The following is a 12,819-nucleotide window of genomic DNA, read 5'->3' as shown; positions in this document are numbered from 1 at the left end:
GATGAGCGAAGAATATGTTTAAAAAACTTCGTGGCATGTTTTCAAACGACCTATCGATTGATTTAGGTACAGCCAATACCCTTATTTATGTAAAAGGCCAAGGCATTGTTCTTGATGAGCCTTCAGTTGTAGCTATTCGCCAAGATCGTGCGGGTTCTGCAAAGAGTGTCGCTGCTGTTGGCCACGCTGCTAAGCAAATGCTTGGTCGTACGCCTGGTAACATCTCAGCGATCCGTCCAATGAAAGACGGTGTAATTGCCGACTTTTACGTAACGGAAAAAATGCTTCAGCACTTCATCAAACAAGTGCATGACAACAGTGTGCTTAAACCAAGTCCTCGTGTTTTGGTTTGTGTACCTTGTGGTTCAACACAGGTTGAGCGTCGTGCTATCCGTGAATCAGCGTTAGGTGCTGGTGCTCGTGAGGTTTACCTAATCGATGAGCCTATGGCTGCTGCGATTGGTGCTGGCCTACGTGTCTCTGAGCCAACAGGTTCAATGGTTGTTGATATCGGTGGTGGTACTACTGAAGTTGCGGTTATCTCACTGAACGGTGTGGTTTACTCGTCTTCTGTTCGCATTGGTGGTGACCGTTTTGATGAAGCGATCATCAACTACGTTCGTCGTAACTACGGCAGCTTGATCGGTGAAGCGACAGCAGAGAAGATCAAACACGAAATCGGTTCAGCTTACCCTGGCGATGAAGTCGAAGAGATCGAAGTACGTGGTCGTAACCTTGCTGAAGGTGTGCCTCGTAGCTTTAGCCTAAACTCAAACGAAATCCTTGAAGCACTTCAAGAACCTCTATCTGGCATCGTATCTGCAGTCATGGTTGCACTTGAACAGTGTCCACCAGAGCTGGCTTCTGATATCTCAGAAAACGGTATGGTACTAACAGGTGGTGGTGCACTGCTTAAAGACCTTGATCGCCTGTTAACAGAAGAAACAGGTATCCCTGTTGTTGTTGCAGAAGAGCCATTAACGTGTGTTGCTCTAGGTGGCGGTAAAGCGCTAGAGATGATCGACATGCACGGCGGCGATCTGTTCAGCGAAGAATAATATCTAGTGTTAGGCTCTTTTCTTATCTAGTTTTATGTAAAGAGCCTAGGACCTTGTCTATAGGATCAAATGTAGCTCTAGGACCAAATATAGAATGAAGCCAATTTTTGGTAGAGGTCCCTCTCTACAATTGCGCCTGTTTTTTGCTGTAATTTTATCAGCCAGCCTTATGCTGGCTGATAGTCGTTTAGATGCTTTCTCAAATGTTCGCTATCTATTAAACAGCATGGTTGCGCCTATTCAATATGCAGCCAACTTGCCTCGCACTATGTTCGATGGTGTTTACGACCGTTTTAGCACTCGCAAAGGGTTAATTGAATCTAACCATAATATTAAACGAGAAGTCTTGCGTCTGAAGAGCGAGCTGATTCTGCTTGAGCAATATCAAGAAGAAAACAAGCGCCTTCGTAAGCTGTTAGGCTCGCCGTTTATCCGTGATGAGAAGAAAGTCGTCACAGAAGTTATGGCGGTAGACACTTCACCATATCGCCATCAAGTCGTGATCGACAAAGGTCAGATTGATGGGGTGTATGAAGGTCAGCCGGTGATCAACGAAAAAGGCATTGTCGGCCAAGTCACTTTCGTTGCTGCTCATAATAGTCGTGTATTACTACTCACTGATGCAAACAATGCGATTCCTGTTCAGGTTATTCGTAATGACATCCGTGTGATTGCTTCGGGCAATGGCATGATTGATGAGATCCAGCTAGAGCACATTCCAACCAGTACCGATATACAAGAAGAAGATCTGTTGGTGACATCAGGTCTTGGTGGGGTATATCCAGAAGGTTATCCAGTCGCCTATGTTACGGCCGTTGATTACGACCCGAAACGTGAGTTCGCTGTGATTAAAGCAGAGCCTGTGGTTGAGTTCGATAAGCTCAGATACCTGCTGCTTGTATGGCCTGATGAAAACAAACAGATGCAAGCGGATCAATCGAGCATAGAACAAGCATTGTTAGAGGGCGAAGATGGCCAATAGCGTTTTGAGAAGCAAGGTAGTAATTTTCTGCTCATTTTTAATAGCACTGATTCTGCAGACGATCCCTTGGCCTGGTAGCTTAGATTTATTTAGACCATCTTGGTTACTGCTGGTTACGTGTTACTGGGTTTTGGCTCTACCGCATCGTGTTAACGTGGGTAGTGCTTTGATTTTAGGCTTATTGTGGGACCTTTTGATCGGCTCTACTCTGGGTATTCGAGGCATGATGATGGCAATAGTGATGTACATTATTGCGATGAACTTCCTCGTCATTCGTAACATGGCGTTATGGCAGCAAGCGATGATCATTGCCGCGTTAACGGTCTTGTTTGAGGTGTTGATCTTCTTTGGTGAATATTTGATCCAAGATGTTGTTTTCAATCCGTTATCGTTATGGAGCGCATTGATAAACTGTATACTTTGGCCTTGGATGTTTTTATTAATGAGACGCGTGCGTCGCCATTGGCATGTGAGGTAGCGTGACGATGGAAAAGAAACATTTAGTTTTGGCATCCGGCTCTCCACGCCGCAAAGAATTGCTATCTCAACTCGGTTATGAGTTTTCTGTCCTCGTAACCGATGTTGAAGAGTGTAAACACGCTCAAGAAACCGCCGAAGAATATGTTAAGCGACTATCTTTAGATAAAGCTTTAGCTGCGTTGTCTTTATTGAAAGATAACCCTTCTGAAAGGCAGCATGTCGTTCCTAGTTCTGATACTGTAGATCATGGCTCTGATATAGTCGTTCTTGGTTCTGACACAGTCGTCGTAAGCCAAGGGCAAGTGCTTGAGAAACCCACCGATTTTGCTGACTCTAAGCGCATGCTTACTCAGTTAGCGAATGAACGTCACCAAGTGATGACGGCGGTTTCTGTGGTTTCAGAAGAAAAACAAAGAACAGAAATCATTATTACCGACGTATGGTTTAAACCCCTCAGTGAAAAAGAAATAGAACAATACTGGCAAACAGGGGAGCCATGCGATAAAGCCGGTAGCTATGGGATCCAAGGTTTGGGCGGACGCTTTGTCACCCGAATCGAAGGTAGTTATTACGCCGTTGTCGGCTTACCTTTATTTGAAACGGACCAGCTACTGCAAGAATTCTTATAATTACTAACCTGAGGTGCACCATGAGTGCTGAATTGTTGCTGAACGTGACCCCGAGTGAAACTCGTGTGGCCATGATTGAAGGGGGGGCTCTTCAAGAGATCCATGTCGAACGAGATGCTCGACGCGGTATCGTAGGAAATATCTATAAAGGACGTGTAAGCCGTGTTCTTCCGGGAATGCAGGCGGCTTTTGTGGATATAGGCCTTGAGAAAGCAGCTTTTTTACACGCCTCTGATATTGTCCCACACACTGAATGTGTCGCTGAAAACGAAAAGAAACAATTTCAGGTTCGTGATATTTCAGAGCTTGTCCGTCAAGGGCAAGACATTGTGGTGCAAGTGGTCAAAGACCCTCTTGGTACTAAAGGTGCTCGCTTAACCACTGATATCACTCTACCGTCTCGTTATCTGGTATTTATGCCGGGCGCAAGTCATGTTGGTGTATCTCAACGTATCGACAGCGAGTCTGAACGTAACCGTCTTAAAAAAGTCGTGTCTCGTTACTGTGACGAACACGGTGGCTTCATCATCCGCACAGCAGCAGAAGGTGCAGATTCAAATGAGTTGGCACAAGATGCCGCATTCTTGAAGCGATTATGGCTAAAAGTATTAGAGCGTCGTGGTAAGCACAAGGCGCGTACTCGTTTGTATGGTGAGCTTTGCTTAAGCCAACGTATCTTACGTGACTTCGTCGGTACTGAGCTGAGCAAGATTCAGGTCGATTCTCGTCTAGAATATGAAAACCTAAAAGAGTTTACCTCTGAATACGTGCCTGAGCTGACAGACAAGCTTGAGCTGTATGAAGGTGATAAGCCTATCTTTGATATGTACGATACCGAGAACGAAATTCAGCGTTCATTGGATCGTAAAGTCGAATTAAAGTCTGGTGGATATCTGATTATCGACCAAACTGAAGCGATGACCACGGTTGATATCAACACTGGCGCGTTTGTTGGTCGTCGTAATCTAGAAGAGACGATTTTCAACACCAATGTAGAAGCGACTCAAGCGATTGCTCGTCAGCTGCGTCTACGTAACTTAGGTGGCATCATCATTATCGACTTTATTGATATGTTGTCTGAGGAACATCGTAAGCGAGTACTAACTTCTTTAGAGGCTGCGCTCGACAAAGACCGTGTGAAAACCAATATTAATGGCTTCACGCAGCTTGGGTTGGTTGAGATGACTCGTAAACGTACTCGTGAAAGTATTGAGCATATCCTATGTTCGAGCTGTCCTGCTTGTGAAGGCCGCGGCAGTGTGAAGACAGTTGAAACCGTTTGTTATGAAATTCTTCGAGAGATCACGCGAGTGAATCGTGCGTACGACGCCGATAAATTTGTGGTCTATGCGGCAGCTGCCGTAGCTGAGGCGTTAGAGGGCGATGAATCTCATGCGCTTGCGGAGCTTGAAGTCTTTATTGGTAAGCAAGTTAAAATCCAGGCTGAGCCTCTGTACATACAAGAGCAGTTTGATGTTGTTATGATGTAATGGAAATTTTGTGAGCTCAAGCGTTACTCTGATTCTACGTGCATGTTTATGGTTAGTGGTTACTCTCTTAGTAACGCTAGCCATTGCCGTTACTACACTGCGTGTAGCCTTGCCCAATTTAAACAAGTATCAATCTGAAATTGAGCTTTGGGTAAACCAACACTCCGGTTTTGATTTTTCGATTCAAGATGTGGGCGGTTTTTGGCGTAACACTCACCCCTCTATTGCTCTGCAAGGCGTTAAAGCTAGCCTCCCCAATGCAGAAGATGTGACCTTCTCTGTTGAGCGTGTTGAAGTCGAGTTTGACTTGATTCAATCGCTCGTGCAGATTCGCCCGGTTGTGGCCGATCTAGTCATGAATCAAATGTATCTTGATATCCGCTCAATTGATCTGTTTGCCGGACAAAATGGCAAAGACGAACCTACAGATCCCGAGTCTTCCAAGCGAGTGATACAAGAGCTCGATAATTTACTGCTAAAAACACTCGTCGATGTAACTGCAAAAGATTCTTCTATTCTTTATCACTCTGTTTCGGGTGAAGAACGTCAGCTCGATATAGAAACCTTAAAATGGCAAAATTCAGACAAACATCACCTTGCTGAAGGTGTGGTGAGTATCAAAGATGCCAATCTAAACTCTCTGTCAGTGAGTGCTAACTTTATTGATGGTGGGTCACTGACTGATGTGACTGGTGAGTTTTATGTCAGTGCCGACAGCATTTCTGTTAAGCCATGGCTTACGCATTATATGCAGGCGGAATCCGGCATTGAAACGGGTACTGTGAGCTTGAATAGCTGGCTTACGCTGCGAAATAGCAAGCCAGTGAGCGCTTATGTTGAGGTTTTACCCTCAGAACTGGCGTGGAACGAAGATGGCGAGCATGACCTCATGCTTGAGTCCGGTGTCTTTAAGTTGTCGCCGACTGATGATGGTTGGCAAGTAAATGGTCACTCACTAAACCTTAGAACGGATGACACACCTTGGCCGGAACTCGACGTAGCGTTCAAGTGGAATCAAGGTCCATGGCAACTCAACATTTCTGAGCTGGATATTGCGACTATTACTCCGTTGATTAAGCTGCTGCCTGACTCTGAACAATCAACCAAAATGATTAACGTATTGGCGCCGGGCGGCTCTGTTTCTGATATCCGTGTTTCCATGGGTTCGGGAATTGACAGTTTACGTTATTCAGCCAGTTTTTCTGATCTTGCTATCGAGCAGTGGGAACTAGTCCCAGGCTTTAGCCAAGTGTCTGGTAGTGTGTTTGGTTCGGCCTCGGAAGCGAAAGCTAGCCTGCATGTTATTGACGATGTGTTCCCTTATGGTGACGTATTCCAAGCGCCTTTGAATATCAAACAAGGTCAGGTTGATATTGTTTGGCAGCAAGATGAAAACGGCTGGAAGCTGTGGTCAGACAAAATCACAGCTGCCACCCCCGATTTACAAGTACTAGGCGCATTCCGCTTAGACTTCCCAAAAGATGCGAGCCCGTTTTTATCCTTCTACGGCGAAGCGGACGCTTACAATGTCGGTGAAACATGGCGCTACTTACCTACACTGGCTCTTGGGCAAGATCTAACAGACTACCTTTCAACTGCGATTCAAGCCGGTAAAGCGGATACCGTAAAACTGTTGTGGCATGGTGACTTGTCTCAATACCCATACACTAACCACGATGGTATTTTCCAGGTTTGGGTTGGCTTAGAAGATGCGATATTCAGCTTTGATACCGCGTGGCCACTGATTACTGATCTTCAGCTTGATCTGTTGTTTGAAAATGATGCGATGCATCTGGATTCTCGCTCAGCTCAACTGATGGATGTGACGGCAGATCGAATCACAGGACGCATTCCTTATTTAGGGGAAGGCGGCCATATTGAAATTGAAGCTAAAGCGACGGCGTCTGGCAACGCAGTACGCGATTACATGACGTCTTCGCCACTGGTGGGCTCGGTAGGCGCAGCCTTAACCGCACTTCAAGTGAGTGGTGATGTCTCTTCTGAGTTCCAGCTGAATATTCCGTTTGATTCTGAAAAAGAAGCAAGAGCATGGGGTTACGCCGACTTAAGTGGCAACCATGTTGAGATTGAAGCGCCGCCAATGGTGCTCGAGAACACCACGGGTCGAATTGAATTTGATAATGACGTAGTGACGGCAAATGGCCTCGCTGCGGATCTGCTTAACCAAGGTATCTCGCTTGATTTTAAGGGCCTTAATGATGGTCCTGGCTATGCAGTTGATATTGATGTGTTAGGTGATTGGGACGTCAAGCCTCTAGAACCTTACATCGGTGAGCAATGGTTAAGCCGCTTATCAGGTCATGCGCAATGGCAAAGCCAGATTGATATCCAGCTGAATGATATCGGCTTTACCTACCAACTAGACTTACAGTCAGACCTAAAATACTTGGCGAGTGATTACCCATATCCATTGGCGAAAAAATCACTAGAAAGTGGCTCTGCAAGGCTACAGGCATCGGGTAACCAAGAGACGATTACCGCGCGCCTGCAATTGCCAAACACCAAGTACCAAGCTGAGATTGATATCACAGGCGACGTGCCTGAGTTAACGGCGACCAACTTAGTGCTTGGTCGCGGTGGCTACAAAATTAGCCCGGTGGTGGGCCATCACGCCCTGATTCGTACAGACAAATTCAATGCCGATGATTGGTTATCGGTTGTTATGGAACCGGTAAAGCCTTCAACGGCTGTACTTAGTCAAATGAACACGCCAACCATACCTGCGCCAAGCCGTATTACCTTTGAGAGTAAAGAGCTGATCTTGGGTGGTATCTCTTGGAATGACGTCGATTTTAGTGCTAGTAAGAACAAACAGGCGTGGCAAATGGAAGTGTCTAGCCAAGAGCTAGAAGGGGATATTAACTACCTGCCTCCTTATGATTTGACAGTTTCACTGGATCGTCTGCATCTGTTTGTTCCTGAGTGGAGTGATAAGAACAACCAAGATCAGCAACTGCTGCAACGTAAAGAACAAGCTGCGCCATTGATATCCAAATTGGATAGAGAGATCCACGATGCGATGCCAAACCTGACCCTGACGCTGAACGACTTTTGGCTGCAAGGCTACAAGGTGGGTAAGGTCGATGTTGAAATGACGAGGAACGAAGATCGTATCGAGTGGAACAAAATCCAGGTGCGAAGCGGCGGTAACAAAGCGGATGTGAGTGGCTGGTGGGAACTGCAAGGTGACAAGAGTCATTCATCGTTAACCGTTGATGTTGAAGGTGAAAACAACAGCGAGCTCATGGAGCGCTTTGGTATTACTTCCGGGATTCAAAAAGCGCCATTCGCGTTGGAAGGTCAACTAAATTGGGATGGTTCGCCTTGGGGAATCAAAATGGATACCCTTGATGGCAACGTTAAAACCAAGTTTGGTAAAGGCATTATCTCGGATGTGAGCGGCGCAGCTCGATTACTTGGCCTGTTTAGCCTAGATTCGATCATCCGTAAGATGCAGCTCGATTTCTCAGATGTGTTTGATAAAGGTATGGCTTTCAACAGCATCACCGGAACGGGCGAGATTCAAAATGGTATCTTCCTGACCAATGATCTGAACATGGATGCGGTCGCAGGTGAGATGAAAATCAAAGGTATCGCTAACCTCAACACGCGTCAGGTTGATGCTGAGGTGAACTTTACCCCAGATATTACCTCGGGTATTCCCGTATTAACGGCCTTTGCGGTAACCCCTCAAACGGCGCTGTACGTATTGGCGGTGACCACGGTTATCTCGCCAGTTGTGGAAGTCTTTACCCAAGTAAATTATTCGGTGAAAGGACCATTGGATTCACCAACGGTGAGCGAACTTTCTCGTAGCTCTGGCGAGTTTCAGCTGCCAGAGAAGCTGAGAAAATTAGCCGAATAGGCCTTAAATTAGCCGAAAAGACCTTATGCCCGAGTCAGCGAATATACGGTGAAATGCTGATTTCTGAATCATAATGAATGGAGGAGCGATACACATGGATTGTGTTGGGTTGATTCAAATGACATCTGGCCCCAGCCCTGAATTGAACTTTGAGTACCTTGCTCAAGAAGTTGCAAAGTGCAAAGAGTTGGGGGCTAAGTGGGTTGTTTGCCCTGAAAACGCGTTAGTTTTTGGCAGTAAAGCCGACTATCACCAGTGTGCTGAGCCTTTTAATGATGGCCCACTGCAAAAGAAAATCTCTGAGCTAGCAAAGCTTCACAGAATTTGGATCGTCATTGGCAGTATGCCGATAAGCACAACTAACGGAGTGACGACCACCACCTTGGTGATTGATGATTTTGGTTGCCTCGTTGCTCATTACGACAAGCTACACATGTTTGATGTGGATGTCGCTGACGCCCATAAGTGCTATCGAGAGTCGGATATTTTCACTCCGGGCAACCAAGTTGTGACAGCGGAAACGCCTTTTGGTCGCTTAGGTTTGAGTATTTGTTATGATGTGCGCTTTCCACACTTGTATTCAGAGTTACGTAAGCAAGGGGCACAAATCATTGTGGTGCCTGCGGCTTTTACAGCGGTAACGGGTCAAGCGCACTGGGAAGTACTATTAAGATGCCGCGCGGTTGAAACACAGTCGTGGATTGTCGCGGTAGGTCAAGGCGGAAAACACCCTTGCCAAAGAGAAACATGGGGACACTCAATGGTGGTTGATCCATGGGGACGAGTGGTCGCACAGTTAGACCAAGATCCTAAAAGTATGGTGGTTGAGATAGACACATCCAGTTGCGAGTCCATTAGGCAAAATATGCCCATCGCGCAACACTCTCGATTTACCAATCAATTTTAATTACAAACAAGAGCCATCTATGAGCATTAATCAAATTGAAGAAGCGCTACTGAACCCGACAGGGCTTACGGAGCAAAATATCGCAGATACATTGGCGAGTATTGCTACCCGCCAAATTGATTATGCTGATATCTACTTTCAGTCAAGCTGGCACGAATCTTTAGTGCTAGAAGACAGCATTATTAAAGACGGCTCTTTCAATATCGATTGCGGTGTTGGCGTTCGTGCAGTATCTGGTGAAAAGACTGGTTTTGCTTACTCTGACCAAATCCAATTGGATGGTCTTAAGCAGAGCGCAATTGCGGCTCGTGGTATTGCTAAACAAGGTCAAAACGGCAAGGTTCAAGCGTTCAAACGCAACTCTAATCAAGCTTACTATGATGCAGTTAACCCGCTTGCGAGTTGGGAAAAACAGCAGAAAACAGAATTACTAAAATCATTAGATGCTTACATTCGCACTAAAGAGCCGATGGTGACTGAAGTATCGGTGAGTTTAAGTGGTGTGCATGAGCAGATGCTGGTTGCTGCGACTGATGGCACTTACGCTGGTGATATTCGTCCGCTGGTTCGCTTGTCTATTAGCGTACTTGCACAGAAGGGTGATCGTCGTGAGCGTGGTAGCGCTGGTGGTGGTGGCCGTTTTGGTTACGACTTCTTCTTAAGTGATGACAAAGGCACTCAAGTTGCTTACCAATTTGCGGATGAAGCGATTCGCCAAGCATTAGTTAACCTTGAAGCGGTTGCAGCGCCTGCTGGTGCCATGCCTGTGGTTCTTGGTTCTGGTTGGCCGGGCGTTCTGCTGCATGAAGCGGTAGGCCACGGTTTAGAAGGCGACTTCAACCGTAAAGAGTCGTCAGTATTCTCTGGCAAAGTTGGTGAGCAAGTAACTTCAAGCCTATGTACGATTGTCGATGACGGTACATTAACGGATCTACGCGGTTCATTGAACGTCGATGATGAAGGTGTTAACGGTCAGTACAATACGTTAATCGAAAACGGCATCCTAAAAGGTTACATGCAAGATAAGCTGAACGCTCGTCTAATGGGTGTAGCACCGACAGGTAATGGTCGTCGTGAGTCATACGCGCATCTTCCAATGCCACGTATGACGAATACATACATGCTACCGGGCGAACACACACCGGAAGAGATCATCGCGACGGTTGAGAAAGGTATCTACGCACCGAACTTCGGTGGCGGTCAGGTCGATATCACATCAGGTAAGTTTGTATTCTCAGCGTCTGAAGCGTACATGATTGAAAACGGTAAGATCACTCACCCAGTGAAAGGCGCGACGCTAATCGGTTCTGGTATCGAAGCGATGCAGCAGGTGTCTATGGTGGGTAACGACCTAAGCATCGACCGTGGTGTGGGTGTGTGTGGTAAGGCTGGTCAAAGTGTGCCAGTGGGTGTTGGTCAACCAACATTGAAACTAGACTCGCTAACCGTTGGTGGTACTGAGTAATTCAGACTAACCTCTGCCGACTTACTTCAAAATATTAAATTGAAAAGCGCCTCCAATGTGAGGCGCTTTTTGTTTTTAGATTACTGATTCAGTGAGCGTATAGAGTCACTACATGTTCTCTTCCGCAAACTCAGCTAGTCGGCTACGCACCACACCATTGAGGTGGATGTTGGCACTGCCTTCGAAGTTTTTAAAACGCTCAACCATGTAGGTTAAGCCTGAAGTCACAGGGGTTAGGTAAGAAGAATCTATCTGCGCTAAGTTACCTGAGCAGACGATCTTAGTACCTTCACCACAACGGGTGATGATGGTTTTTATCTGTGAAGCGGTGAGGTTCTGACACTCATCCAAAAGCACAAAGGCATTTTGAATCGAGCGGCCACGCATGAAGTTGATTGATTTGAACTGGATATTGGCTTTGTCACAGATGTACTTCATCGAGCCTTCTGTGCAGTGGTCGTTCTTGTGCAGCGCTTCCAGTGTATCGGTCACTGCGGCTAACCAAGGTAACATTTTCTCTTCCTCTGTACCCGGAAGGAAACCTATCGATTCACCAATATCAGGGGTGTTGCGGGTTACGATGATCTTATCGAACTGTTTGCGCTCAATGGTTTGTTCAAGTGCAGCAGCCATAGCAAGCAGTGTCTTACCACTACCTGCCGCGCCAGTGAGAATCACAAGATCAATATCAGGGTCGAGCAGCGCATCTATCGCCATGCCTTGATAAACGTTCTTTGGTGTGATGTCCCATGCCCTGCGATTCATCAGCCTTTCGCGGCTGAGGTCTCTTAGCGTAATGCTTTCCGGCTCAATCTCCTCGACTCGAGCGGCAAAGTCACTTTCTTCGTCAATCACATATTGGTTGAGGAAGGTTGGCTCGAACGGCGCTCTTGCTAAGGTGTGCAGCGTCTTGCCGCCTAAACTTCTGCTCTCGACATTATCGATACCATCCCAAAATGAGCCTTCCAGTTGTTGGAAGCCTTTGGTGAGGTATTGGATATCATCAATCAGTTGGTCAGTTTGATAGTCTTCAACAAAACGTACACCGGCGCCTTTTGCTCGTAAACGCATATTGATGTCTTTGGTGATGAGAACCACTTCGCGTGGTGCGCGTTTATTTTGAAGATAGAGGACAGCGTTGAGGATTCGGTTATCGCCCGCCTTGTCATCGGCAAAGGCTTTGATGCTTTCTTGAAGTTCGTAGTCAGCGAGTATTGAAATACTGCCAGATGCATTTATGTCTTTAGAAAAAGGGATGCCTTCCGATATTTGGTCTGGTGTGGCTTCCCTGAACAGGTCTTCGAGCGTTCGAATCGCAATTCTCGCATCTCGAGCAACGTCTCTTTTACTGTCTTTGATTCTGTCGAGTTCTTCTAGCACTGTCATGGGGATAACGACATCGTGCTCTTGGAAAGAAAATATAGCGAAGGGTTCGTGAAGTAGGATATTGGTGTCTAAAACAAATAGCTTCCGGTTGGTCTCGCCCATAGCATCTCCTTGCCGACGTGCGGCTTGCCTTGCATTCATTGAACGTAGATAAAGCTCATATAAAGATTAGTATCTGATTCTGGCGATAGTCAACTACTCACCTAAACTTCATCTAGAGGAACAGCACCATATCGTTACGAGTGAATATGGTGTATTCGTTTGAGAGCAGCAATCTGCTACCTATAGATTAACCATGAATTTTTGACAGTTTGATTGCACTGGCGAAAACAGAAAAAAAGCATGAAATCATCTCCTTTAGGCGTGACCTAAATCACAGCATCGAGTAAGATTAGCGACCTTTTTCTGCACCATTTTCTCGAGATATTTATTATTGAGAGCGCACTTAAAAAGTGGCTGCAAACTAGACATTTTTGGCTATATTTTTAGTTCAGGAGCGATAATGTTCTTGTTTAAAACTGCAGTTAAGAAGACCA

At 46.1% G+C, this 12,819-nt stretch carries 9 protein-coding genes; 8 read left to right on the top strand and 1 reads right to left on the bottom strand.

From position 1 onward, the window contains the following. Positions 1-14 precede the first annotated feature (14 nt). The 8 genes from AB4154_RS14055 (at position 15) to tldD (ending at position 10,897) form a co-directional block, all read left to right on the top strand. The gene (locus AB4154_RS14055; RefSeq protein WP_017062957.1) at positions 15-1,058 is read left to right on the top strand and encodes a rod shape-determining protein; all 1,044 of its coding nucleotides are present in this window, start codon (positions 15-17) and stop codon (positions 1,056-1,058) included. 94 nt (positions 1,059-1,152) lie between these two features. Then, positions 1,153-2,040: a rod shape-determining protein MreC gene (gene mreC / locus AB4154_RS14050; protein ID WP_004735927.1), complete on the top strand. Its 888-nt coding sequence runs from the start codon at positions 1,153-1,155 to the stop codon at positions 2,038-2,040. Beyond that, positions 2,030-2,518 carry a rod shape-determining protein MreD gene (mreD, locus tag AB4154_RS14045; RefSeq protein WP_017061361.1) on the top strand — a complete coding sequence of 163 codons (489 nt, stop codon included), beginning with the start codon at positions 2,030-2,032 and terminating at the stop codon, positions 2,516-2,518. The genes mreC and mreD overlap by 11 nt, the downstream gene beginning before the upstream one ends. A gap of 7 nt (positions 2,519-2,525) precedes the next feature. After that, positions 2,526-3,149: a nucleoside triphosphate pyrophosphatase gene (locus AB4154_RS14040; protein WP_017066953.1), complete on the top strand. Its 624-nt coding sequence runs from the start codon at positions 2,526-2,528 to the stop codon at positions 3,147-3,149. Between the two features lie 20 nt (positions 3,150-3,169). Next, positions 3,170-4,639: a ribonuclease G gene (gene rng, locus AB4154_RS14035; RefSeq protein ID WP_017061363.1), complete on the top strand. Its 1,470-nt coding sequence runs from the start codon at positions 3,170-3,172 to the stop codon at positions 4,637-4,639. 10 nt (positions 4,640-4,649) lie between these two features. Further along, positions 4,650-8,525: a YhdP family protein gene (locus AB4154_RS14030; protein WP_372123327.1), complete on the top strand. Its 3,876-nt coding sequence runs from the start codon at positions 4,650-4,652 to the stop codon at positions 8,523-8,525. 94 nt (positions 8,526-8,619) lie between these two features. Continuing rightward, entirely contained in the window at positions 8,620-9,432 is an 813-nt protein-coding gene (locus AB4154_RS14025; RefSeq protein ID WP_017061365.1) for a carbon-nitrogen hydrolase family protein, read from the top strand. Positions 9,433-9,451: 19 nt separating this feature from the next. Continuing rightward, a complete protein-coding gene (gene tldD, locus AB4154_RS14020; protein WP_017061366.1) occupies positions 9,452-10,897 on the top strand; it encodes a metalloprotease TldD in 1,446 nt (481 codons plus the stop codon). A gap of 108 nt (positions 10,898-11,005) precedes the next feature. Here tldD and AB4154_RS14015 read toward each other — a convergent pair whose 3' ends face one another. Beyond that, positions 11,006-12,385 carry a PhoH family protein gene (locus AB4154_RS14015; RefSeq protein WP_017062953.1) on the bottom strand — a complete coding sequence of 460 codons (1,380 nt, stop codon included), beginning with the start codon at positions 12,383-12,385 and terminating at the stop codon, positions 11,006-11,008. Positions 12,386-12,819: the final 434 nt, after the last annotated feature.

The sequence above is a fragment of the Vibrio sp. 10N.286.51.B11 genome (assembly GCF_041469245.1).
Lineage (GTDB): Bacteria > Pseudomonadota > Gammaproteobacteria > Enterobacterales > Vibrionaceae > Vibrio > Vibrio crassostreae_C.
Note: the sequence above shows the minus strand (reverse complement) of the source record. Positions and strands in the feature narration are given on the sequence as shown.